20 protein-coding genes and 1 tRNA gene are annotated in these 24,390 nt (G+C 49.2%); 20 read left to right on the plus strand and 1 reads right to left on the minus strand.

Going from position 1 to position 24,390, the window contains the following annotated elements:
* Nucleotides 1-25: 25 nt before the first annotated feature.
* The 16 genes from AAAV21_RS05550 (at nt 26) to AAAV21_RS05625 (ending at nt 20,307) form a co-directional block, all read left to right on the plus strand.
* The gene (locus AAAV21_RS05550) at nt 26-2,245 is read left to right on the plus strand and encodes a L,D-transpeptidase family protein (protein WP_349108043.1); all 2,220 of its coding nucleotides are present in this window, start codon (nt 26-28) and stop codon (nt 2,243-2,245) included.
* A 185-nt stretch (nt 2,246-2,430) separates the two neighbouring features.
* The gene (locus tag AAAV21_RS05555) at nt 2,431-3,669 is read left to right on the plus strand and encodes a polysaccharide biosynthesis C-terminal domain-containing protein (RefSeq protein WP_349108044.1); all 1,239 of its coding nucleotides are present in this window, start codon (nt 2,431-2,433) and stop codon (nt 3,667-3,669) included.
* 19 nt (nt 3,670-3,688) lie between these two features.
* A complete protein-coding gene (locus AAAV21_RS05560) occupies nt 3,689-4,546 on the plus strand; it encodes a LicD family protein (protein WP_349108047.1) in 858 nt (285 codons plus the stop codon).
* On the plus strand, nt 4,547-5,698 hold the full coding sequence (locus AAAV21_RS05565) for a glycosyltransferase family 4 protein (protein WP_349108049.1): 1,152 nt from the start codon (nt 4,547-4,549) through the stop codon (nt 5,696-5,698).
* Between the two features lie 544 nt (nt 5,699-6,242).
* Complete coding sequence (locus AAAV21_RS05570; RefSeq protein WP_349108051.1) at nt 6,243-6,974, plus strand: glycosyltransferase family 2 protein; 732 nt, start codon at nt 6,243-6,245, stop codon at nt 6,972-6,974.
* Nucleotides 6,974-7,330: a DUF2304 domain-containing protein gene (locus AAAV21_RS05575; RefSeq protein WP_349108053.1), complete on the plus strand. Its 357-nt coding sequence runs from the start codon at nt 6,974-6,976 to the stop codon at nt 7,328-7,330. Before AAAV21_RS05570 ends, AAAV21_RS05575 begins: the two co-directional genes overlap by 1 nt.
* Nucleotides 7,331-7,858: 528 nt before the next feature.
* Nucleotides 7,859-9,706 (plus strand): hypothetical protein, encoded by a 1,848-nt coding sequence (locus AAAV21_RS05580; protein ID WP_349108054.1) that lies wholly within the window; start codon nt 7,859-7,861, stop codon nt 9,704-9,706.
* Between the two features lie 162 nt (nt 9,707-9,868).
* A complete protein-coding gene (locus AAAV21_RS05585; protein ID WP_349108057.1) occupies nt 9,869-10,315 on the plus strand; it encodes a hypothetical protein in 447 nt (148 codons plus the stop codon).
* A 290-nt stretch (nt 10,316-10,605) separates the two neighbouring features.
* Nucleotides 10,606-12,228, plus strand: a complete 1,623-nt coding sequence (locus tag AAAV21_RS05590; protein WP_349108059.1) for a DUF2142 domain-containing protein — start codon at nt 10,606-10,608, stop codon at nt 12,226-12,228.
* A 16-nt stretch (nt 12,229-12,244) separates the two neighbouring features.
* Complete coding sequence (locus AAAV21_RS05595; RefSeq protein WP_349108060.1) at nt 12,245-14,683, plus strand: glycosyltransferase; 2,439 nt, start codon at nt 12,245-12,247, stop codon at nt 14,681-14,683.
* Nucleotides 14,684-14,693: 10 nt separating this feature from the next.
* The gene (locus AAAV21_RS05600; protein ID WP_349108063.1) at nt 14,694-15,833 is read left to right on the plus strand and encodes a glycosyltransferase; all 1,140 of its coding nucleotides are present in this window, start codon (nt 14,694-14,696) and stop codon (nt 15,831-15,833) included.
* A 189-nt stretch (nt 15,834-16,022) separates the two neighbouring features.
* Nucleotides 16,023-16,922: a glucose-1-phosphate thymidylyltransferase RfbA gene (gene rfbA, locus AAAV21_RS05605; RefSeq protein ID WP_349108065.1), complete on the plus strand. Its 900-nt coding sequence runs from the start codon at nt 16,023-16,025 to the stop codon at nt 16,920-16,922.
* A 49-nt stretch (nt 16,923-16,971) separates the two neighbouring features.
* Nucleotides 16,972-17,163: a hypothetical protein gene (locus tag AAAV21_RS05610; protein WP_349108067.1), complete on the plus strand. Its 192-nt coding sequence runs from the start codon at nt 16,972-16,974 to the stop codon at nt 17,161-17,163.
* A gap of 105 nt (nt 17,164-17,268) precedes the next feature.
* Complete coding sequence (locus AAAV21_RS05615; protein WP_349108069.1) at nt 17,269-17,760, plus strand: hypothetical protein; 492 nt, start codon at nt 17,269-17,271, stop codon at nt 17,758-17,760.
* Between the two features lie 17 nt (nt 17,761-17,777).
* Nucleotides 17,778-18,797 (plus strand): dTDP-glucose 4,6-dehydratase, encoded by a 1,020-nt coding sequence (gene rfbB, locus AAAV21_RS05620; protein WP_349108070.1) that lies wholly within the window; start codon nt 17,778-17,780, stop codon nt 18,795-18,797.
* A gap of 55 nt (nt 18,798-18,852) precedes the next feature.
* Nucleotides 18,853-20,307: a sugar nucleotide-binding protein gene (locus tag AAAV21_RS05625; protein ID WP_349108072.1), complete on the plus strand. Its 1,455-nt coding sequence runs from the start codon at nt 18,853-18,855 to the stop codon at nt 20,305-20,307.
* A 102-nt stretch (nt 20,308-20,409) separates the two neighbouring features.
* Here the strand turns inward: AAAV21_RS05625 and AAAV21_RS05630 are convergent, their stop codons facing one another.
* The gene (locus AAAV21_RS05630) at nt 20,410-21,381 is read right to left on the minus strand and encodes a glycosyltransferase family 2 protein (RefSeq protein ID WP_349108075.1); all 972 of its coding nucleotides are present in this window, start codon (nt 21,379-21,381) and stop codon (nt 20,410-20,412) included.
* Nucleotides 21,382-21,541: 160 nt separating this feature from the next.
* On the opposite strand from AAAV21_RS05630, the gene AAAV21_RS05635 reads away from it, so the two are divergent.
* The 4 genes from AAAV21_RS05635 (at nt 21,542) to AAAV21_RS05650 (ending at nt 24,360) form a co-directional block, all read left to right on the plus strand.
* Nucleotides 21,542-22,387 carry an ABC transporter permease gene (locus AAAV21_RS05635; RefSeq protein WP_349108077.1) on the plus strand — a complete coding sequence of 282 codons (846 nt, stop codon included), beginning with the start codon at nt 21,542-21,544 and terminating at the stop codon, nt 22,385-22,387.
* 12 nt (nt 22,388-22,399) lie between these two features.
* Nucleotides 22,400-23,167, plus strand: coding sequence for an ABC transporter ATP-binding protein (locus AAAV21_RS05640; RefSeq protein WP_349108078.1), 768 nt, complete (start codon nt 22,400-22,402; stop codon nt 23,165-23,167).
* 54 nt (nt 23,168-23,221) lie between these two features.
* Nucleotides 23,222-23,298: transfer RNA gene (locus AAAV21_RS05645), tRNA-Arg, on the plus strand.
* A 75-nt stretch (nt 23,299-23,373) separates the two neighbouring features.
* On the plus strand, nt 23,374-24,360 hold the full coding sequence (locus tag AAAV21_RS05650) for an acyltransferase (protein WP_349108079.1): 987 nt from the start codon (nt 23,374-23,376) through the stop codon (nt 24,358-24,360).
* Nucleotides 24,361-24,390 lie beyond the last annotated feature (30 nt).

A 24,390-nucleotide genomic window follows, 5' to 3' on the forward strand; every position in this document is an offset into this window, starting at 1 on the left:
GGTTGCTATTAGAAGGGGGCATGAAATGAATGCTCGAATTGGTGATCGTGGACGTTTTCAATTGGCTGAAGAGCTGCTTTTTGCGAGCTTGCTTGTTGTCTTGACCTTATGTATTGCACATCCTGCTTACGCGGCTGATGAGGTGTTGGATTGTGGCGGCGAGACCGTTGTTTCTTTGCCCCAGCAATCAGATGATTCGTCTATTGAGGCTGAAGCTGCTTCTGCGCCGATATCGCCCGAAGATCAGTGCCCCTCTTTGAAGGAGGACCAGTGTTCCGGTTGGAAATCGGAGGGGTCGTCTCGTTATTATCTCAATAACGGCAACCGCTTGACTGGTATGCAGAATATTGATGGCTCTGTTTACTATTTTGATCCTGCTTCTGACGGTTCGCTGAGCTATGGTTGGGTTTTTACTGATAATAAATGGTTTTATGCTGATCAATCCGGCGCCCTGGTGAGCGGCTGGCAGTATATCGGAGGCCAATGGTACTGGTTTGATTCTCTAGAAGGTTGCGCTTTGGCGACTGGCCGGCGAGTTATTGATGGACATCCTTATCTTCTTGGAACATATGGCTTGGTTTCCGGTTGGTGTCTTGATGGCGAGGCATGGTATTACGGTCAAAATGGCGAGGTCCTAACCGGATGGCTGTTTGTTGGCGATAAGTGGTATTGGCTTGACCCCGCTAACGACGGTGCAATGTCTAAGGGTATCGTTTGTGTCGGTTCAGCTAAATATTACTTATCAGAATCTGGCGCAATGGCTGTTGGCTGGGCGTTTGATGGTGTTAATTGGTATTATGCCGACTCCTCGGACTCACTTGCTCACGGCTGGCGTTTTGTGAACGGCGCCTGGTATTGGCTTGATTCCGATGGAATTATGGCTACCGGCATATTGCATCTAGGTGGGTATGATTACTATTTGAAGTCATCTGGCGCAATGGCTGTTGGCTGGGCTTTTGATGGGCTAAATTGGTACTATGCTGAATCTTCTGGTACGCTTACTTCTGGTTGGCATTCGATAGGCGGCTCTTGGTATTGGTTCGACGACACTAATGACCACAAAATGGTTACAGGGTTTATGTCAATTGGCATCAACCGGTACCATTTCACTGATTCGGGTGCGCTGTCATTTGGCTGGTACCTGAGTGAGGGTGACTGGTATTACTCGGATCCCGTAAACGCTTCAGGTATTGTTAAGACTGGTTGGCTAACGCTTAACGGTTGCTATTACTATCTCAACCCCATTGCTGGCGGAAAAATGTCAATTGGACAATTTGCCGTAGACGGGAAATACTATTTTGCAAAGGCTTCAGGTGCCTTGGCTTGTCGAGAGTGGGTTGACGTCCAGGATTATGCTGAAGCTGAGTCTTGTAAGGTATTTGCCGGCTCTAACTGTGTTTTAACTGGAGCCTTGCGAGCGGGAAAGCTATTTATTTCAAACGGTGATGGAGAATTGGTCCAGGCGAAGGGCTTTGTAACACTGGGCGGTTGTAAATTTTTTGCAGACCCAACTGATGGCTCCCTGTGCTCTGGATGGAAGAATATAGACGGTTCTTGGTATTTCTTTGATGAGTTTGATGGCTACGCTCGATCCGGCTGGATATATATAGGTGGTTCTTGGTTCTATCTCGAACCGTCTACCTTTGTTATGAGAACCGGCTGGATTGCTGTTGGCGGTTCCTGGTATTACTTGAACTCATCTGGATACATGCAGACTGGTTGGGTAAATCTCGGTGGCACTTGGTACTGGCTTGATTCGAGTGGAGCCATGGCAACTGGTTGGCGTATTGTGGACGGCTCTTGGCAGTACTTTATGTCCAATGGCGCTTGGGTATCTGACTATATGGATGCAAGGGCACAGGGCTATTCTAGCAATACCAATTGGTTGATACTTGTTGATACGTCGCGTTGCCTTACAAGCATTTACACGGGGTCTAGAGGGAATTGGTCTTTGAACCGTCGATACGTATGTTCCACCGGCAAAGCAAGCACGCCTACGGTGTTGGGGGAGTATCAGGTCTACGGTAAGGGTTATTCCTTTGGCCATGGGTACACTTGTTATTACTACACGCAATTCTACGGCGACTATCTCTTCCATTCATCGCCTTATTACGTTAACAGCAATCAGGTGATGGATCCTACGATGGGCGTTCCGTCATCTGCCGGATGTGTGCGTCTTGAGATCCAGAATGCAAAATGGATTTACGATAATATTCCTTATGGAACGAAGGTCGTTACTTATTAACGGAGAATATTTAATACACTGATAAAAGGATGTTCGTGTCGATCGAGTAACAGATGCTACATTTGATGCGTAGCATTTGCGCGGATATTTGTTGTTCGTGGTTTTGGACTATGGGTATCATTTTGCCTAGAGTAGATATAGCGTGTCTTTATGATGCTTATCGGAAATCTATGTAAGAGGATAATTTGAAAGAAAAGTCACTTAAGTCAAACATGCTATGGAACTCTATCGGTTCTTTATATTATTCAGGCTGTCAATGGCTTATTACCGTTGTTGTAGCAAGGCTTTCAAGTACCTACGGAGCCGCTGGATTGCTTTCAGTGGCGATGTCGGTATCAAATATTTTTTCGCAAATTGGTCTTTTTAGAATTAGATCATACCAAGTGTCCGACATTCATGAAAAGGTATCGGCTAGGCAATACGTCGGTTTTAGAATTGTTACCATCGTCTTGGGCTTTGCAATTACATTAATATATATGTGTTTCACTTGTTCAAGAGATAGTTTTATTGCTGTATCGCTTTATCTGGCCTTTCGCGCTGGAGATGTTTTTATTGACGTACTGCATGGGGTCGATCAGCAACATCAAAGGATGGACTACTGCGGTATCTCGATGATTATTCGAGCAACCCTATTTCTTGTTGCCTTTATTATTGGATTGGGATTTTTTGATAGCTTAGATATTGCATTGCTTGGCATGGTAGTTGCCACCTATCCCGTGATTATTTATGACTATAAAATTGCATCTCGATTTACGAACGTAATGCCTTCTTTTAATCTTTCGACTAGTAAACATTTATTTCAGTCATGCCTGCCCGCCGTGGTCGGCATGTCTCTCTGTTCAGTAGTCGTTACATATTCTCGTCAGTTCTTAGGGGAATGTTATGGTTCCTCATCGCTTGGCATTTATGCGACTGTCTGTACGCCGATCGTGATCATTCAAGCTTGCGCTTCATATGTTTATGCCCCTCTTCTGGGGTTATTTGCCGAACGATTTGAGGCTAAAGACGCCCAGGGCTTTTTCCGTCTTGTTTTTGCGGTGGCTTTGGCAATGTTTGCCTTGTTTGCGGTATGTGCTGGCGTTTTCGTTTTCTTTGGGAACGATTTGCTCGGCATGGTGTTCGGAGGCACAATCTCTAGCTATGGTTATTTAATCTATGCGGGTCTATTTAGCTCTGCTTTTACAGCATTAGTGGCATTTTTAAGTGATCTTCTAATTAGTATCCGCGATATGTCTGGTTGCTTTATTGGAAATAGTGTCGGTTGTTTGGTCTCATTTCCTTTGTCTTGGGTTTTGATTCCGCAATCGGGATTAAATGGCGCCAGTTACGTAGTGATTGTTAGCTATTTTGTGACCTGTACAATCTTACTTGGCTTTCTCTATAGATCTGTTCGCAAGAGCACCGCTGACACTCAAGATAGTTAATTGGAATGGGTTTTCTAAAATGAATGATTCCGAGGCATTGTCGCACTTACAGGCGGCTGAACTTAAAATATTAGACGCTATTGCGTCTCTTTGTGCCAAATTTGATATCAACTGGTGGCTCGACGGGGGAACCTGCCTTGGCGCCATGCGACATAATGGTTTTATTCCTTGGGATGATGATATTGATATCGGCATGATGCGTTCAGATTATGAGCGTTTTTGTGAACTTGCACCTAGGGAGCTTCAGCCTGGGTTTTCCCTTCATAACTCACAAAATACAGATTGTTACGCGGCTATGTTTTCAAAAGTTTACATGGACGGTACTAGGTTTGAAAATCAAGAAGGAAGAGACGCCGGATCTGCGATGGGTATTTTCGTAGATGTATTTCCTTACGATTATTTGTATGTTGATGCTAATTTGCGTGCTCAACAGATAAAAACTGCTTCTTCCGCTCAACGGCTTTCTTATCTATACCATTCAGGGAGTATTTCTGTTCCGCATAAGGGCATGCTTGGTGAAATCGAAAAGGCAGTCTGTGTTTTGCTCCATGGTATTGAAAGGATGCGTTGTAAGGATCCTCGCCAATATCAGGACAGATTCGATAACGCTATTGGCGATGATAGCGTTGGGCAGATTAGCAATGAGTGCCTGACGCTTGCCTGGCCTAATATGGCCCCCGTTCCAGGCGATGATATTCTTCCGACTTGTAGGGCAAAGTTTGAAGGTAGATCATATCCTGTTCCGAGATACACGGAGCGCTACCTTACAACAATGTACGGTGACTGGAAGAGTATCCCGGCTCCCGAGGATCGCCATACACACTTACCATTGCTAATTGATTTCGGTGATGGGCAAATTTGGGAGTCTGGAAATTAGATGGCGCTGACATATGTGATTTTTTCAGCTCAATATCCGCCTCATATGGGCGGAATTGAGAGCTTTACGCGTAATATGGCATACGCCCTTACGGAAAAGGGTGCTAGGGTAATTGTTGTAACAAACGATACCAATTCAATTGGAATAGACATTGAGACCGATTGTGGTGTTGAGGTCCTTCGCTTGTCTTGTTTTCCATTCGTTGATGGTCGCTTTCCAGTTGCTAAGCATGACGAGAAGAACCGTAATCTATGGAAATGGCTTGAATCCCAAGATGTGGACGGCGTTTTGATAAATGCACGGTTCTATCTTCATTCAATTTTGGGCATGAAGTATGCACGAAGAAAAGGTCTAACGCCTGTCGTTCTTGATCACGGATCAGCTCATCTTTCATTCAGCAGTCCGTATCTTGACCCTTTCGTACGCATTTATGAGCATGCTATTACATTAAGGGGCAAAAGATATAAGCCAGCATACTACGGTGTATCTGAAAAAAGCGCTGAATGGCTTCGTCATTTTGGGATTACCGCCAAAGGCGTCATCCCTAATGCAATTGATGCAGAGAAATACCGTAACATGTCTTCAGGTCGCGATTTTAGAAATGAGCTTGGATTAGGCGAAGACCCAGTTATAGTTTCCTATGTTGGTCGATTTATTCCGGAAAAAGGAATCAAGTCTATCATTGACACTTCGAAAAGCTATCGACTTAATGAACTTGGGGTCCATTTTGTCCTGGCGGGCGATGGGCCAATGTCTTCTGCGGTTGAGCTGGCCCAGGGAGAGTCGCTTCACTGGGTGGGACGTCTGTCTGCATCTGATGTCTCCGCTCTTCTTCAACAGTCCAATCTACTTTGTCTCCCAACTCGTTCTGAGGGATTTTCAACAATACTGCTAGAAGCAGCTGCATGTGGGTGTCCTGCTGTTGTTACTGACGTCGGGGGGGCACGTGAGCTTATTCCGAGTAGCGATTATGGGACAATTATTAAATCGATGAGTGCGGAGTCGGTTGAGATGGCTGTGTATCAGATGGCATCTAGCCGCTCAGTATTAAACAAGCAATCGAAATCAATTCAGGAATTGGTTGAGCTTGGGCATACATGGGCTAACTCGGCAGATAAGCTCTGCTTTGCTTTCGCTAAGGCAAGAGACTAGCCATATTGCTATCGTTTTTGTGGCGACGACATAGGTTGCGTTAGGCCAAATGTAGAGCAACGCTCTCGTAGCGATGGAATCTGGGAGAAACCGGCTGTTCGCCTCGCCGTCGCACAGCTGGTCGGCCTCGGCGTCCATCACGGCGGTGACGACCTGCTCGGCGAGGCGCCTGAGTAGCTCCTGCATGTCGATGGCACCGTCGTCGAACCGTGGCATGGCGAGCATGTCCGGCGTCGGGTCTGATAAGATTTCCATAGCGGTCTTCGTCCTTTCCTAGAACCTGCTGTCATGGTGATTTCAGATTCTAGGACGAAGGCCGCTCTTCGTTAAACGGGCGCTAGGGCGCCACCCTTACACCAACATTTTCGACGCGATCATCCCAGCCGTATAAACTTAATATTCAAGCTTGAGATGTAACTTCGTGATGGTTAGTCCGGATGCTGTAAACTTTATCTATAGTTAGAAAGTACGTTGGACTGTAAGGGTCGTATTTTCTTCGAGCGTCGCTAAGGGCCAACTATTATTTGGAATGGATGAAACTCGATTGTCATTTGCTACAACAAAAGATTCAAAAGGTTATCCGAGTGTTCTGGTAATTATTCCTGCTTACAACGAGCAGGAATGCATTCTCAATACCGTTGCGTCTATTAAAGCTGCTGGATATGACTATGTCGTAATTAACGACGGCTCGCAGGACGGAACACTTAGGCTTTGCCGAGAGCATGATGTCAACATACTGGATCTCCCACAGAACCTTGGTATCGGTGGGGCGGTCCAAGCGGGGCATAAGTATGCTCAGAGATTTGGCTATGATATCGACATTCAGGTTGACGGCGATGGCCAACACGATCCTTCCTATATACCTGAGCTTGTTAAGCTGATTGAGAGTGGGGCGAGCCTGGCGATAGGCTCTCGATTCTTGGTTGAGACTGACGGTTTCCAATCAACTTTTATGCGTCGTGTTGGAATCAGGTGGCTTTCATTTTTGCTTGAGTTGCTTACGGGTAAGGTGGTCACTGATCCCACCTCTGGCTTTAGAGCCTGTAATAAAGACGCCATCGACTTATTCTGCAAGAGCTATCCTGATGACTATCCGGAGCCGGAATCGATAGCTTTGGCTATGAAACTTGGTCTTCCCGTCATGGAAGCACCTGTAAAGATGAATGAGCGCCAAGGCGGGCGTTCATCCATTGGGGTTCTCTCTTCCGTCTACTACATGATTAAAGTTACGCTTGCCATTGTTCTTGTGTGTTGGGTCCATAGGGGAGACCAATAATGAATTTGATTTTAAGGATTGGGGCAGCCATCTTTTTTGGTGGGTTCCTCGTTTATGTTCTTCGCCTCGTATCCAAAGGAAAGATGCTTCTCAAGTATTCTCTACTTTGGATTTTAATGTGCATGGCGGCCTTGCTCTGTGATTTATTTCCTCAGATTATTTATTTTTGCTCCACGGCTATCGGGTTTGTTAGCCCGGCCAATTTCCTCTTTTTGGGTGCAATTGTGTTGTTGCTTGCAATCTCTCTATCCCTTAGCGTTGCGGTGAGCCGTCATGTTTTAGCAATCAAAAGCCTTACACAAAGGATTGCCTTGCTCGAAAAAGAGCTTGAGAATCGTTTGGATTATCATGAATGAGCTCGATGCAATTGTTTGATTCAGTTCGTTTTTAGTTCTTCAATGTTGCCAGTTGCATAAAAGGAAAGTGGAAATCAGCCTTATACAAACGTTGCTAATACTCTTTGCTGAGGCTCTGATCGGTGCCAAATCCGATGGCTCTCATCGTGGGTTGACATCTGCTGGTCAATGGTGGTGTTATCCCTGCTCCGGCTGCAATGTTGTTTCAGCTGCTATACTGTAGTCGAATTGTTTGTATTAATAATGTGGAACAGAAAAATTAATTAGCCGGAGGACTCCATGACAAAAGAGCGTAATTCCATTATCGAGCTATTTAGGTTAATCTCTAACATTAATTGTGCTCGTCTTCCGATCCTTAATTGCCTAATAGATATATAATCTATATGCTGTTAAGTAGTGTGTCGTATTATATGATGCGATACGTTAAACGAATTTTAATTGGGCATATTGGTTATTTTAGGAACTGTGTCTCAGGATCGATTGTGCCTAGATATTCAAACGGTTGTTTGATTTTATTGGAAGAGTGAAATGATAAATAATCCGCATTTTAGTTTATTCAGCGCGATTTGTCTTGTATCAATTTGTTTCACCCCTCTTTTATGCCCCACGATTGCTTTTTCATTACCCGAAGATTGTGCGGTTCTAAGCGCTGATATTTCTACAGATCAATCGGTACAGGGCCCAGTTGGGCCATCGGATAGTGATCGGTTACTTTCGGATTCAGTTAATTTCACAGCGTCTATTGATTTGTCGACATATGAATACACTGGCGGTGCGATTACTCCTAGGGTGTCGGTTTTTGCTGCTGGCGGTTTTATGCTTACATGTGGGACCGATTATGAAGTCGTATATGCTAATAATATTGCACCTGGCTGTGCTGCTGTAACTGTAAATGGGCTAGGGGACTACGCTGGCGCTACCACCCGGTTGTCGTTCCAGATTGTTCGCTCTTCTGATAACAAAATCGCTCTTCCTGGTTCTTGGGTCTACGAAAACGGTAAATGGTGGTGGAGATATGAGGCCGGTGGTTGGCCGTCAAACTGTTTTCTGACTATTGGGGGATCGGAATATTATTTTGATTCCGAAGGCTACGCAGCTACTGGTTGGAGATGCCTGAGTGATGGATGGCACTTATTCTCTGAATCCTGTGCGCATTTGAAGGGATGGACTGCCACCGGCGGTCATTGGTTCTTCCTTGACGAAGCATCAGGTTCAATGAAGACCGGCTGGGTTTTAGACAATCATTACTGGTATTATTTGGACGGTTCGGGCGCTATGCATACTGGCTGGCTGCTCCTTGGCAATTCTTGGTATTGGCTTGAGCCTTCCGGATTAATGGCTACGGGCTTTAAACTTGTAAACGGCAGTTTGTATCATTTCTCTCAATCTGGATCCATGAACACTGGTTGGTTTGTTAACGATGGGACATGGTATTGCGCCAATGCCTCTGGAGCGATTCGTACAGGATGGTTTTACTTTGATTCTAACTGGTATTTGCTTGATTCCAATAATAATGGCGCCATGCTCGAAGGATTTCAGTCTGTAAATGGTAATTGCTACTATTTGGATTCGGATAGTGGCGGCGCATTAGAGTGCAACGCCTGGATCTTCACGCAAGATGGAAACGCATATTATGCGTGTAGCAGTGGTGCAATTGTGTTAACGGGTGTCAAGGACAGCGTGGGCGAAATTAAGCTCAAAGACGCCAAAGGAAAGCCTATAGTAGGCTGGTATTGGTCTTCCGCTGCTCATACGTGGTTTTACGCAGATCCAGACGGGGTGCTACAGCGCGGTTGGCAATTAATTGGCAAGAGGTGGTATCACCTCGACAACGAATCCGGCGTTATGAATACAGGCTGGTTCCGTGATGATGACGGGCTATGGTATTACCTTATGTCGTCAGGTCAAATGGCAACTGGTTGGTACAGTATCGATAATGGCGAGTATTTCTTTAATGCAGCCGGTGCTTGGGTAGAGCCCGAGCGTTCTGCTCGTACTTCCTTTCAGTCTCAAATTGTAAGCCGATGCTACAACGTTCCTTCTCCTGGAGTGGGATTGTGCTCGGAGTGGGTTAGCGAGGTATTTTATCCCGTGCTTGGGTCTTATCCCAACGGTGACGCATGCGACATGTTTTGGAATTGGTGTCACAGTCGAGATGTATCGCAGCTTAAGGTTGGAATGATAGTTGCGGTCCCTACACATACGCATACTAATGCGGGGGCTCGCTGGGGACACATTGCTATTTACGTCGGTAACGGTATGGTTATGGATAACATCGGTTACATTAGGACGACATCACTGGCTTGGTGGCTGAACTACTACCACACTACCGCTACACCTCAGTGGGGCTGGGTTTTAAATACGCCTTTGGAATGATATAGCTTTGGCTAGCTTGCGGAAATCAATCTCGAAGGCAAACGCTCCTTTGTGCTGCCGTTGTTCCATCCGGTTTCATCATGGCTCCGGTTCATCATAAGACAAGTAAAATTGCCATTTCTGTATTCGATAATGGGATTGGTATTCAGGAGCCACTTTCTCGTGGCGGAAGAATGGCAAATACAGTTGAAGAGGCTATCAGCTTGGCTTTTGAAAGGGGGGGCTACTGATGGAAAGGGTGCCGGAAACGGTTTATGGCTTTTGCAAGAAGTGGTTAAGCAGGGACTCGGGTCAATCTCTGTCGTTACTTCTGGAACAAGCTTCGACGTTATACATAAAGAGGGAGTTGAAGATGCTCCTCTTATAAGAGAGCACATGCCTGCTAGCGGGACGACTCTTGTCGATTTTCAAATATTTCCTAGCAGCGTCATAAATTTAAATGAAATTATGGGCGATGCCTCACCTGTCGATTTATGGACTGAAAATCACGAAGTAGATGATGACGGTAAAACGATAAAGCTGAATGTTAAAACTGAAGCTCATGGTTTAGGAAGTCGTTTCGACGCGAAGCTATTTAGAACTGTTGTAGAAAACATACTTACCGATTAAGATATTACTGCGGTGTTAGATTTCAATGATGTTGAAATCGTCAGCTTGTCTTTTGCTGATGAGCTGATTAACAAGTTGAAAAAACGGATTGGTGTTGATCAATTTAATAGGCGAGTTCGACTCGTCAATCTCTCTAGTGGGTGTCGGTCTATCTTTAGTGGCATTATTGAGAATTATTAAAAGGCTTTATCGATCCCGTCTTGTTTTCTAGATCCTTCAGGTAACTTAATATCTTCTTGAGATTATCATTTTGGATTGTTTTAGACCTTTGCTGCAGTGGAGAAGGATTTATGAATTGTTGTAAAAGCATTTTGATTAATTATTTTCAAGGTATTCGAATTAATGTCAGCTTATTAAGCAGGCGACAGCTCTGCTTACTAGCTGGTGGTTTTCTCTTCTTGTTAATCAATTCAATTTATTGGTACACATTCTCTCATCGCCTAATTTCGATCTTCTTTTCGGCTTCGCTGCTTGTCTTGTTGATCATTTTTTTATTTGCCGCCATCTGTCGTGATTCTGATCAAGCAAATGAGGCTAAACTTTTCTTTGCTTCATTAACTATTTTGGGTATTTTGTTTTCTGGTGTATTTACGCCTCTTTCCGCGCCCGACGAGGATTTCCACTTTAGCGCATCTTATGCTTTGTCTAATTTTATTATGGGCAAGGGTTATCAAAGTGATGATCCTTTATTGATGAGGCAATCCGATGCCGAATTTTATACCGAGTTTCTTCATAACCTGAATTTATCTTCTACTAACTACGACCGCCTTAATAGAGAATACTCTCAGCTCCTTGATAGCTCTGATGCTGAAATTTTTACTATGACCGGTAGATCTCATTCTGTTTCATCCAATCTCCCTCAGGAAAAAATACTTTCCGCTCTCGGTATTACTCTGGCGCGTTTATTAAATTTAGGACCGGCTTATCTATATCTTTTCGGCCGGCTATTTAATCTGGCCTTCTATATCGTATGTGTCTATATTGCATTTAGGATTACTCCTATTGGCCGCAATATTATTGCCGTCATTAGTTTGTTTCCTATGTGCCTGCATCTTGCGGTTTCTTATTCATATGATGCTTTTATCATCCCTATGTCAATCTTGCTGACTGCGCTTTGTTTGAGGTCCATTAAAGCGGAAGGCCTGTTTACCATAAAAGAAGGCTCTCAAATTCTATTTGTGGCCATGCTTCTCGCTCCGTGTAAGGTTATATATACAATGGTTGCTCTGCTGGCACTGTTTATTCCTCAAGGGCGCTTTCGGTCTAGAAAAGAAGAACTGTTTATCAAACTTGGCTGCATGATGCTTGTCGGTATGGTTCTGGCTGGAGGCAGGCTCTTAGATTATTGCGTCAATTCTGCTTCTTCGGGTTCAGCTGTAAATAACAGTATGGATTACAGAGGGGATCAGTCGGGTCATTTTTATACTGTGTCCGATGTTGTCAATAACCCGTTGAGATTCGTTAAAATGCTTTACCTGTCTCTTGACCAGTTTGGATTTGAGTATCTGCAGCGTATGGTTGGGGGGTCTCTCGGTTGGTTCCAAGAAGAAATAGCCTCACCCCATATTTATGTCGTGGCTCTGACCGCGGTGATGGGCATGAGTGTTGTGTCATCTGATGATGATAGCGACGTTCTTTCTTTTTCTACTAGTTTAACTGGCATTTTTGTATTCGCTATTGGTCTTATTCTGGTCATGCTGACTCTTCTTGTGTCCTGGGTATTCAATACAGAGGGGCTCATTACGGGTGTTCAAGGCAGGTATTTTCTCCCGTATCTCCCTTGGTTGCTCATTTCTCTTAGGACAAGTAAGTTCAAGTTTGATGGAAAGCTGTTTCCCTATTTGCTAATGGCTATGCTGTTCCTAAACTTCTACAATTTAACTCGTATTTTTTCCATAGCACTTACACTCTAGTTTTACAGGGGAAGTTGTGTCTTTTAAAGCTAATGCAAAAAATGGATTAAGGCGTCTTAAGTGGGCGTCATGGGGTCTTGTTCATCAGGGTTTTTCCGATTTGAGAACCTCCGGTCTTGTTGCCGTAAATGATTTTGAGGTAAATGACGGTCGTCTTCATCTTCGCGGTTGGGTTAAGTCTTATTTACCCGAGGACTCGATTTTCTCAATTTCAGTTAAAGGTAAGGACGGTGTGGTCTATTCTTGCCCTGTGGAATTTGTTGATAGCCCTGAAGCAAAATGCTATTTCGGACTTGATGAAGATCCTATAATTGGATTTTGTTGCGTTCTCGATTACCGCTCTCCCTTAGACCTAGAAGTTTATCTATGTGCAGAATGGTCGAAGGGCTTTAAGGACACGAGGCTAGGCATTCTTAAAGCTAATTCAAGTGTTGCTGCCACTGTTTCAGTTGCTAATCCTTATCTTGAGGGGCAGATTGGTTCTGTCGAATTAGGGTCGCTCTGCTATTCGGGACAATTGAAAGACAAGGTAACTATTCCCGATGATTATCACGTGGACATTGTTGTCCCCGTGTTCAATGGCCTTAATTTACTTAAATCGCTTGTCGTCAACTTGAGCAATACAAAGATTGCCCATAAAGTTTATTTTGTAGATGATTGCAGCACTGATGATGCCGTTCCGGCCTTTCTCATGGAACTTTGTGAAAGTGACCCCAGATATCAACTTGTTAGTGCTAAAGAAAATGGCGGCTTTGTCAAAAGCGTAAACCTTGGGCTATCGTTTACTACTGGCGATGTTGTGCTGCTGAATACCGATGTGCAATTGCCCCCGCTGTGGCTGGAGCGCCTCATCGCACCTTTGCTGCTTGATGACAAGGTTGCTTCAGCGACTCCTTTTACGAACAGCGGAACTATTTGCAGTTTTCCAAGATTCCTTGAGAATAATGAACTCGCTTTTGGGCTTGATGTTGCTGAAATTGATTCGATCTTTTCGCATTTTCATCCTATCTATAATGAGGTGCCTACTGGCGTAGGCTTCTGTATGGCTTGCAGTCGAAATGCTCTTAATGCCGTTGGATTCTTGGATTCTGATATGTACGGAAGGGGCTTTGGAGAGGAAAATGACTGGTGCCAGTCTGCGATAAAGGCTGGTTTTAAAAACGTAATGGTTGAGAACCTGTTTGTCTTCCACAATCATGGGGCGACTTTCCAAAGCGACGAGAAGGTGGCCTTGATTGAAGATCATCTCAAAAAGCTGAACAAAAGGTTTCCTAACTACAATCGCGATGTTGCGAGATATTGTGAAGCTAATCCTCTCAAGGAGCTTCGTTCGTTTGTGTATGCCCAGGCATTCTTGAAAAGCATTCCAGGTTTTAAGACTGTATATTTGACTCATGATTTAGGTGGGGGAGCGTCTACCTATTTAAAACGTAGGATTGCAGCTGACCTGGCTGCCAGTCAATGTGCAGTAACAATTGAATATTCTGTGTTTGAAAGCATTTTTCACGTAGCGATCCAAAGTGGCGATAAACAAACACAGTTTGTTTCTTCGACTTTGGCTGATGCACTTGATGTGGTCTGCTCTTCTACTGATAAAATTGTCGTAAACGAGCTTGCGTCTTACCCTCATCTTGGACTTGCACTTGAAGATATTGCCGAACGTGTTGAGTCGCACCATTGTGCTCTCGAGGTTCTAATTCATGACTATCTCATGATTTGTCCGAGCATTAATCTTGTTAACGCCAATAAACGGTATTGCGGTTTGCCCGGCATTTATTGCGATTGCTCCAAATGCTATCGAAATCAAAAATTCTATGATGTCTATGAAGACTCAATTGTTGCTTATCGGGCTAAGTGGCACCGTCTGCTTCTCGATGCAGGAGAGGTAGTCGTTTTCTCGGAATCTTCTAGTCGTCTCTTAGAAAATACGTTCGGTGATATTGGAAATATTGTTCTTAGGCCCCATAAAGTGCCGTCATTGCATTCGAATATAACGGTGAAGAAGACACCTGATGACCCTATCGTCATCGGATTGATTGGTAGGCTTACCGAACATAAGGGTTCTCGCATTATTAAAGAATTGCTTAATGAAATAGAATCGCGCGACCTTGATGTTTCTATCGCTCTCATTGGTAAGACTGATGATGATTTTGATATCAAGTCAGATCATTTCTTTGAGTTTGGAGAATATCGACTCGAGGATTTGCCCAAATTGGCTGCTGAGAGTGGGGCCGATGTCTTCTTCTTCCCAAGTGTTTGGCCAGAGACCTTCTCTTATGTCTGTTCCGAAATTATAGACATGGGTTATCCGCTCGCGACATTTGATTTGGGCGCTCAGCAAGAGAAGGCCTCTGGTTATGAAAAAGGGTTGGTGCTTTCTCTTGAATTGTCTCCTTCTGATCTTTGTGACGCACTAGTGTCTTTTGCAAAAGACTGTCGAGACTTAATGCTGTAATTGAGGTGCTATGGACTTTTCAATTAATGAGACTGCCAGGATTAGTTTTCTAGACACTCTCAAATGTTTATTTCGAAGCGATTCGAAGGACAGGGCTCTGGTTTATATCTCTCCCGATCTAGGGGGTTCGGACTTTATTAGAGTTGTGAGTCCTTACATTAAAAACCCACTGTTATCCGAGGCTGCAATCTATAGCATCAAAGATCTTTTCATTGACGATTTTATTAATGCTCGACGGATTTCTAACGCTTTTTATCGTTCACATAATGTCACTTTCTTGGTTTCAAGAAATAAGATCTCCTTGTCAAGCGTCCATGAATTACGGCGTCTGCAAGAGAAATACTCTTGTTCGATCATTGTCGATCTTGACGACGATTTGTTTTCGATGGATGACTCACATCCTCAATACGAGGAATATCTACCTGAATTAGACAAGTTGAAGGAATTGCTTAGCTTCTCCAATTTGCTTGTGGCCTCTACTCCTGAGGTTGTTCAAGGTGTTGAGCGAGTTGGAGTGAATATTAAATCATGTGTTTTGCCCAACTGTCTGGATGATAGGATTTGGGTGTGGGGGAGGCGCCTTTCTCAGTCTGATGATGGGCCCCTTAGGGTTTTGTATTCTGGAACTGAAACTCACGATGCCGATCTTACAATGCTAGCCGAGTACATGCCTTCCATTGAGAAAAGTGTATATGAAGCGTCTGGCAGAAGCATTGAGGTTCATGTTGTTGGTGGCACTTTGCTTGATCTGCCCGGACTGATCATTCACAAAGTTCCCCCTGAGTTGAGGAGATATGACCTTTATGTTGAATGGCTTTGTAGTTTAGGGACATTTGATTTTGCGATAGCCCCTCTTTGTCTTGAGAACAAGATGAATCACGCCAAATCAAACCTGAAATTTCTCGAATATTCTGCGTTAGGCTTACCCTGCATCTATACAAATATCGAGCCTTATTCCAGAACCGTCACCCATGGCCTTGATGGGTATTTGGTTGATTTAAACACTGAAGCAGGTTGGATTGAATCATTTTGCAGTCTCAGTTCTGATAGGCGTCTTAGAGAAAAAATGGGAAAGGCTGCTGAGAAGAAGCTTAAGAATTCCTATCTTCTTTCAGACCATTTTGAAGATTGGGCTTCATTAATTAAATAATTTTGACACCCAGCAATCTCATTTAAATTGACTATGAGGTTAAGTTTTATTAGTCCCGTGTGGCTCTCAGAGTGCTGCGCGGGACTTGTTTTATACATGGGTATCTTTCGTCTTTTTATCAACCGCTATCGGCCACGCTACAATGTTAAATAACTAAATTGCAACGTAGATACCAGGGAGTGTATTTATATGAAGGGCATCATCCTCGCCGGCGGGTCCGGCACGCGCCTGTACCCGCTCACGCTCGTGACCTCCAAGCAGCTGCTGCCGGTCTACGACAAGCCCATGATCTACTACCCGCTGTCCACCCTCATGCTGGCGGGCATCCGTGACATCCTGATCATCTCCACGCCGACCGACCTGCCCAACTTCGAGCGCCTGCTCGGGGACGGCTCGCGCTACGGCGTGAACCTCTCCTACGCCGAGCAGCCGAGCCCCGACGGCCTGGCCCAGGCCTTCACCATCGGCGAGGATTTCATCGCCGGCGAGCCCTGCGCGCTGGTGCTCGGCGACAACATCTTCTACGGCAACGGCCTGTCGCGCCACCTGACGCGCGCCGTCCAGAACGCCGAGTCGGGCCGCGCCACGGTCTTCGGCTACCACGTTGACGACCCCGAGCGCTTCGGCGTCGTGGAGTTCGACGGGGAGGGCAGAGCCGTGTCCATCGAGGAGAAGCCAGCCGAGCCCAAGAGCTCCTACGCCGTCACCGGCCTGTACTTCTACCCGGGCGACGTGGCCGCCAAGGCGCATAGGGTGGAGCCGTCCGCGCGCGGCGAGCTGGAGATCACCACGCTCAACCAGATGTACCTGGAGGAGGGGACGCTGTCCGTCGTGACCCTGGGCCGCGGCTACGCGTGGCTCGACACCGGCACCATGGAGAGCCTGCACGAGGCCGCTGAGTTCGTCCGCGCCGTGGAGCACTCCCAGGACCTGCCGGTCTCGGTCCCCGAGGAGATCGCCTGGGAGAACGGCTGGATCACGACCGAGGGGCTCAAGCAGGCCGCCGAGGCCTACGGCAAGTCGGTCTACGGTCAGCACCTGAAGAAGGTCGCCGCCGGCGAGATCGTCAACAGCCCGCGCGAGTATTAGGGTAATTTGGGTAGAATCTGCCTAAACGTTATGGAGAAGGGAGTTATCAATGGCTACATCTAGTATTAAAGCGCCTATTCGGGTTACCTCTGTTGAGGGCGCCAGGGCCTTATGCGAAGCATATGAAAAAGGATTAGCGATGGATGCCTCGATTAAATCCCCGAAGCGCTTAACCGGCGGACGGCTATCAGTTGAGAAGCAAAAAGCAATCGATAAATTGTTCGCCAAAATGGGTATTTAGACATGGCTCTGGTCGCATATTCGTTATTTGATCATTGCGAAGCTCAATCGGAGGAGAAGGTCGAATCGGTCCTCTCCTCCTTTTCGTGCGAGCGGAATTCTGACATTGAGCTTTTCGTGCGTTGTAAGGCTCTTGAATTTAATAAGCGCGGGGCCGCATCTTCCTATTTGGTATTTGAGTCGACAGTGCCTCGTTTGTCGTTTTTATGCACTTGCGCTTAAAGTTGCAAGTATTCCTGCGATCAATGTGAGTCGGTCGTTTCGAAAGAAATTCGAATATTTCGGTGAGTACGACTCGGCTTCTAATACTATTGAGCTTCCTGTTGTGCTGCTTGCCCAGTTTGGCAAAAATGACCGTTATGCCGATCTCGTGAGTGGCGAACAGTTAATGTCTCTTGCAGAGGATTCTGCGCGCGAGGTTCATCGTCTTGCCGGCGGTAGATTTGTCGTTCTTGACGCTGTTGATGCGCGAGGCCTGTTGACCTTTTATACTAATTTGGGCTTTAGGAAGTACGGTAACCGCGAGAATGGCCAGGACGTTTCTTCTGACAGTGGCTCATTTGTTCAGATGTTTAAGTACGTTCATCCAAACGGGTAGATTTAATTTGGAGCATTATGTCTGAGATCTTCGAACCCCACAACATCATCGTCACGGGCGGCTGCGGCTTCATCGGCAGCAACTTCGTGCACTACGTCGTGGACAACCACCCCGAGGCGCACGTGACCGTCCTGGACAAGCTGACCTACGCCGGCAACCCCGAGAACATCGCCGGGCTGCCCTCCGACCGCGTCGAGCTCGTCGTGGGCGACATCTGCGACGCGGAGCTGCTCGATAGGATCGTCCCCGGCCACGACGCCATCGTCCACTACGCCGCCGAGAGCCACAACGACAACTCCATCGCCGATCCGGAGCCGTTCCTGCGCACCAACGTGGAGGGCACCTTCCGCCTGCTGGAGGCCGTGAGGAAGTACGGCATCCGTTACCACCATGTCTCCACCGACGAGGTCTACGGCGACCTCGCGCTCGACGACCCGGCCAAGTTCACCGAGGAGACTCCGTACCATCCGAGCTCCCCGTACAGCTCCACCAAGGCGTCCTCCGACATGCTCGTGCGCGCATGGACCCGCACCTACGGCCTGCGCGCCACGATCTCCAACTGCTCCAACAACTACGGCCCCTACCAGCACGTGGAGAAGTTCATTCCGCGCCAGATCACCAACATAATCGACGGCGTGCGCCCCAAGCTCTACGGTAGGGGCGAGAACGTCCGCGACTGGATCCACACCGAGGACCACTCCAGCGCCGTCTGGGACATCCTCACCAAGGGCCGCATGGGGGAGACCTACCTCATCGGCGCCAATGGGGAGAAGAACAACATCACCGTGCTGCGCATGATCCTCGAGGCCATGGGGCGCGACCCCGAGGACTTCGACTGGGTCGCCGACCGCCCCGGCCACGACCGCCGCTACGCCATCGACAGCACGAAGCTCCAGCGCGAGCTCGGCTGGAGGCCGGCGCACACCGACTTCGCCGAGGGCCTCAAGGCCACCATCGACTGGTACGTCGAGAACGAGTCCTGGTGGCGCCCGGCCAAGGAGGCCACCGAGGCCCGCTACCGCGCGCAGAGGCAGTAGGCCGCATCCCGGCGCCCCGCGGTTATCCAACCTCTTCGATAGGAGCTTTTCCCACATGGCAGACATCGCATTCGAGAAGGACCTCTCCGTCGCCGAGACCGGCATCGAGGGCCTCAAGGTCGTCGACCTCGCCGTCCACGGCGACTCGCGCGGCTGGTTCAAGGAGAACTGGCAGCGCGCCAAGATGTGCGCGCTCGGCATCCCGGACCTCCGCGTCGTCCAGAACAACGTCTCCTACAACGAGAAGAGGGGCGTCACCCGCGGCATCCACGCCGAGCCCTGGGACAAGTTCATCTCCGTGGCCCGCGGAAGCGTCTTCGGAGCCTGGGTCGACCTGCGCGAGGGCAGCGCCACGTACGGCAAGGTATTCACCTGCACGCTCGACCCGTCGAAGGCCATCTACGTCCCGCGCGGCGTGGGCAACTCCTTCCAGGCCCTGGAGGACGGCACCGCCTACACCTACCTGGTGGACGCCCACTGGTCGCTGGGGCTCAAGAGGACCTACACCTTCGTGAACCTCGCCGACCCGGAGCTCGCCATCGAGTGGCCGATCCCGCTTTCGGAGGCGACCGTTTCCGAGGCGGACCTCAACCACCCGATGCTCAAGGACGTCGTCCCGATGGCTCCCAGGCGCACCCTCGTCACCGGCTGCAACGGCCAGCTGGGCCGTGCGGTGCGCGCGCTCGCCGAGGAGCGCAGCGTGGCGAAGGACTTCGACTTCTGCGACATCGACACCTTCGACATGTCCGACCCGGAGGCCTACTCGCAGTACGACTGGTCGCTCTACGGCACCGTCATCAACTGCGGCGCCTACACCGCCGTGGATAAAGCCGAGACCCCCGAGGGCCGCGTGACCGCCTGGAAGGCCAACGCGACGGGGCCCGCGCTGCTCGCCCGCACCTGCGCCGAGCACGGCATCACACTGGTCCACGTTTCCTCCGACTACGTCTTCGACGGCACGGCCGAGGTCCACACCGAGGACGAGCCCCTCAGCCCGCTGTCCGTCTACGGCCAGACCAAGGCCGCCGGCGACATCGCCGTGGCCGGCTGCCCGCGCCACTACATCATGCGCAGCTCCTGGGTCATCGGCGAGGGCCACAACTTCGTCAAGACCATGAAGGGGCTCTCCGACCGCGTCGCCGACCCCGAGGACAAGCTCACGCAGGTCACGGTCGTGGACGACCAACTGGGCCGCCTGACCTTCACGCGCGACATGGCTGCGGCCATCTTCCATGTGCTCGAGACGAAGGCCCCCTACGGCACCTACGACTGCACCGGCTCCGGTGCCGTGAAGAGCTGGGCCGATATCGCCCGCGCCGTCTTCGAGGCCGCCAACGGCAACGGGGAGAAGGTCGTGCCGGTATCGACCGCCGACTACTACACCGGCGCCGCCGGTCCCGTCGCCCCGCGTCCGGTCCACTCCGCGCTCGACCTGTCCAGGCTCGAGTCGGTCGGCTTCCACATGCCCGACTGGGAGGAGGCGCTGGGGGAGTACCTCAAGACGCTCTAGACGCTATCAACTTTTCGAGAGTAAAAGCCGCCGCTTGTTAACGGCGGCTTTTCTTGTTGGTGGCTATATGCGCAGTGGTGCTAATAGTTTTTTGCGGAAGATCTACCTCTCGCTTGTCTTGGTGGCGGACTTGCCGGGCTGGTCGTCGTAAGCGTATTTGCTGTACACGTTGATCTCCCACTGCTTTTTTTCGACCTTTGCCACGGAATCGAGAATGAATCCGGTTGCAAGGCTCAGGCCGCACAGGAACATAAACGACGCGGCGAGCATGGCGGTGGGGAAGCGCGGAACGAGGCCGGTCTGGAAATACTCGACAACGATGGGCATGCCCAGGGCGAGGCCGATCACCGCAAACAGAAGCGCGACGAGGCTGAAGAACTTCAGCGGGCGGTAGTCCTTGAACAGCGTGCCGATCATCGCAACGACTTTAATGCCGTCGCTCACGGTATTGAGCTTGGACTCGGAACCTTCCGGACGGTCGCGGTACTCGATGGGCACATCTTTGATGCGCCAGCGGTGGTCGACGGCGTGGATCGAGAGCTCGGTTTCGATCTGGAAGCCCTCGGAAAGCACGGGGAAGGTTTTAACGAACGGGCGGCTCATGGCGCGGTAGCCGGTCATGACGTCATCGAAGCTGTAGCCATAGATCCACTTGATCATGGCGCGGACCAGATTGTTGCCAAAGCCGTGGAAGGCGCGCTTGTTTTCCTCGGCGTAGGTGCCGTTGGAAAGGCGGTCGCCTACGGTCATATCGGCCGTGCCGTTGAGGATGGGCTCGCAGAGGGCTTTGGCCGCCTCGGCGGGGTAGGTGTCGTCTCCGTCAACCATCAGGTAACAATCGGCATCGATATCGCGGAACATCTGGCGGCAGACATTGCCTTTTCCCTGACGCGGTTCAAAATGCACCGTTGCGCCATGTTCGGCTGCGATGCGGGAAGTATCGTCCGACGAGTTGTTGTCGTATACATAGATTGTCGCCTTCGGAAGCTCGCGGCGAAAGTCGTCGACGACCTTGCCGATCGTGAGGGCTTCGTTGTAACAGGGAATAATAATGGCAATGGATTTAGAATTCACTCTATGCTCCTTTGAAATTCAATTTTAGAAAGTATAGCCGTTTGGCGCTGACTTCCTGAGATGTGGGTTAGTTCTCCAGTTTTGTTGCGCGAATCTTTTGATTGCATGTCGGGTCTATACTGTTCGTTTGTCAACGATTACGAGTAAAGGAGTTGCATCCGTGTCGGATCAGACAAAGCAACAAGAAACTCGCAGTCTGCCTGCGACGTTTGCTAAGAACGAATTTGAGAAGGACGCGTTTATCCTTCGTCAGCTGGTTACCAAGGATTTTAAGATCAAGTATCGCCGCAGCGTGCTGGGGGTCGCGTGGTCGGTGCTCAATCCGCTGCTGATGATGATCGTGATGTCTATTGTTTTCTCGACGATTTTCGGACAGAGCCGCAATGGTTCCATTACCCCTGAGATGTACCCGCTGTACCTGATTGTGGGTAACATTACGTTCTCGGTTATGTCGGAGTCTACTAACCAGGCACTCATGTCGATTGTTGCTGCATCGTCCCTGCTTAAAAAGGTGAAGGTGCACCGCTGGGTGTTCCCGGTTCAGAAGATACTGTTCTCGCTCGTTAACTTTGGCTTCTCGCTGGTTGCCGTCGCCTTGGTTATGCTGTGGTTCCATGTTCTTCCTACCTGGCATTTAGTCTTGCTGCCGGTTTGCCTGATCCTGCTCATGTGCTTTTGCATGGGTTTAGGCATGATGCTTTCTGCGCTTGCTGTGTTTTTCCGTGACGTCATGCACCTGTGGACTGTCGTTATCACTGCATGGATGTACCTGACGCCCATCTTCTGGACCACGGACTACATTAGTCAGATGGCCCACTGGATTCAGGTGCTGGTTGTTGTGAATCCCATGTACAACTATCTGCAGTTCATGCGCGATATCTTTCTGTTCAATACCGTGCCCTCCACGCTTACGTTTGGTCTGTGCGTTGCTTGGGCCGTTGTCGCCCTTGCCATTGGCTATGCCGTGTTCCATAAGACTGAGCACAAGTTTATTCTCTACATCTAAGGAGTGCTGTTCATGACTGAATCTGCTATTGATTACAGCGAGCAGCCTCTGGCTGTCGAGGTCGACGACGTCACCATGATCTTTAACATGGCGTCCGAGTCGCTGACCAACCTCAAGGAGTACTTCATTAAGCTTGCCAAGCACGAGCTGTTCTTTGAGGAGTTTAGGGCGCTTAAGCACATCTCGTTCGATATTCATCGTGGCGAGGTCGTGGGTCTGGTCGGCACCAATGGTTCCGGTAAGTCTACGATGCTCAAGATTATCGCTGGCGTGCTTGAGCCAAGCGAGGGCAGCGTTAAGGTGCACGGTAACATCGCGCCGCTGATTGAGCTTGGTGCCGGCTTTGATCCCGAGCTGACCGCCCGCGAGAACATCTATCTGAACGGCGCCCTGCTCGGCTATACCAAGGAGTTCATCGACGCCAACTTTGACGGCATTATCGAGTTCGCTGAGCTTCAGAACTTTGTCGACATGCCGCTCAAGAACTTCTCCTCGGGCATGGTTGCGCGTATTGCCTTTGCAATCGCGACGATTACCGAGCCCGATATTCTGATCGTTGACGAGACGCTGTCCGTCGGTGATGTGTTCTTCCAGCAGAAGTGCGAGGCCCGCATCCGGCACTTTATCCAGAGCGGCGACGTGACGGTTCTGTTCGTTTCGCACTCCATGGAGCAGGTTGAACGCATCTGCCAGCGTGCCGTTTGGATTGAGAAGGGTGACCTTCGCATGGACGGCCCGGTCGATGAGGTCTGCAAGGCGTACCGCGAGCAGTTCAACTAGGTTATAATTACTTGCGCCTGACAGGCTTGCGCTTGCTTGGGCGTGCGGTTATATGCTCCATTAGCTCAGTTGGATAGAGCAGGGGACTTCTAATCCCAAGGTCGACGGTTCGAATCCGCCATGGAGCACCATCGTTTATTAAGCCCGGACCGCTTGGAGGTCTGGGCTTTTTTCATCTTGTGTGCTGTGGTTTTGAAGGGTTCGTCATGGGAAGCAAAAGGCTCGACTGGATCGATATTGCAAAGGGGATTGCAATTATTCTGGTCATTGTGGGGCACACCGTCCCAAATCCTTCTCCCTTGCGGCACGCGATCTTCTCGTTTCACATGCCGGTGTTCTTTATTCTTGCCGGGTATACGTTTAGGCCGAAGCCGTGGCGCGAGCTGCTGAGTGGTTCGGTGCCGCGCCTGCTGGTGCCGTATCTGGTTCTTGCACTGGCGTGGCAGGTTCCGACGTTCTTGATGAGCGGCGCTCCTTTGACGAGCGGTACGCTGGTTGCGGGGCTTAAGACGCTTGTGTTTGCCTCGGGCGTTGATGTGCCTGGGCTTGGCGTTACCGCCGTTGGCATGGCATGGTTTTTGGCGGCGCTGTTTACGTCGCGCCTACTGTTTAATGTGCTCGTGCGGCTGTTTGATCGCCGCGGGATTGGGGTTGTTTGGCAGGGCGTTGTCTGTGCCGCGATTGCCTTTTGCGGTTTGAGCGTGTCTCGCTTTTTTGGTGTTTACCTGCCACTCGATTTGGATCTGAGCTGCTATATTGTGCTGCTGATGTGGGTTGGCTATACGGCGCGCCAAAGGGGGCTGGAGCCGAGCGTGAGCAAGCTCCTGCTGTTTATTGGAGCCGGTGTCGCTTGGTTTGTCCTTGCCGCGCTGAGTGGGCTTGAGCTTTCGAGTCGCCGCGTGGACGGGTTTGTGGTTGCGACAGTTGCCGCTCTTGCCGGCAGCTACTGCGTGTGCTGGGTTTCCATGGCGCTGGAGAAGTTGAAAGACGTGCCGGTTTTGGGATCCTTTGAGCGATCGCTCGTGTTCTGCGGACAGGCCAGTCTTGCCATCTTTGCAATCCACGCGGTCGATTGGTTTATTCCTTGGCAGACGATGCCGCTGCTTATGACGCTGCCGGCATCGTGGCTCTTCGCGTCAATCGTACGCTGTGCCTGCGATATTGGATTGGCATTCGTGATTAAGAGGGCGTAATAACAGCGGGAGGCGGTCTTTTTGAGAGCC

The organism is Collinsella sp. CLA-AA-H302, from assembly GCF_040093305.1.
GTDB lineage: Bacteria > Actinomycetota > Coriobacteriia > Coriobacteriales > Coriobacteriaceae > Collinsella.

Excerpts from the sequence above, each read along its gene's own strand:
- AAAV21_RS05575 (WP_349108053.1), top strand. The coding sequence starts at position 6,974 with ATGAATTTGATTTTAAGGATTGGGGCAGCCATCTTTTTTGGTGGGTTC.
- AAAV21_RS05600 (WP_349108063.1), top strand. The coding sequence starts at position 14,694 with ATGGACTTTTCAATTAATGAGACTGCCAGGATTAGTTTTCTAGACACT.
- AAAV21_RS05560 (WP_349108047.1), top strand. The coding sequence starts at position 3,689 with ATGAATGATTCCGAGGCATTGTCGCACTTACAGGCGGCTGAACTTAAA.
- AAAV21_RS05565 (WP_349108049.1), top strand. The coding sequence starts at position 4,547 with ATGGCGCTGACATATGTGATTTTTTCAGCTCAATATCCGCCTCATATG.
- AAAV21_RS05640 (WP_349108078.1), top strand. The coding sequence starts at position 22,400 with ATGACTGAATCTGCTATTGATTACAGCGAGCAGCCTCTGGCTGTCGAG.
- rfbA (WP_349108065.1), top strand. The coding sequence starts at position 16,023 with ATGAAGGGCATCATCCTCGCCGGCGGGTCCGGCACGCGCCTGTACCCG.
- AAAV21_RS05610 (WP_349108067.1), top strand. The coding sequence starts at position 16,972 with ATGGCTACATCTAGTATTAAAGCGCCTATTCGGGTTACCTCTGTTGAG.
- AAAV21_RS05650 (WP_349108079.1), top strand. The coding sequence starts at position 23,374 with ATGGGAAGCAAAAGGCTCGACTGGATCGATATTGCAAAGGGGATTGCA.
- rfbB (WP_349108070.1), top strand. The coding sequence starts at position 17,778 with ATGTCTGAGATCTTCGAACCCCACAACATCATCGTCACGGGCGGCTGC.
- AAAV21_RS05625 (WP_349108072.1), top strand. The coding sequence starts at position 18,853 with ATGGCAGACATCGCATTCGAGAAGGACCTCTCCGTCGCCGAGACCGGC.
- AAAV21_RS05550 (WP_349108043.1), top strand. The coding sequence starts at position 26 with ATGAATGCTCGAATTGGTGATCGTGGACGTTTTCAATTGGCTGAAGAG.
- AAAV21_RS05590 (WP_349108059.1), top strand. The coding sequence starts at position 10,606 with ATGAATTGTTGTAAAAGCATTTTGATTAATTATTTTCAAGGTATTCGA.
- AAAV21_RS05580 (WP_349108054.1), top strand. The coding sequence starts at position 7,859 with ATGATAAATAATCCGCATTTTAGTTTATTCAGCGCGATTTGTCTTGTA.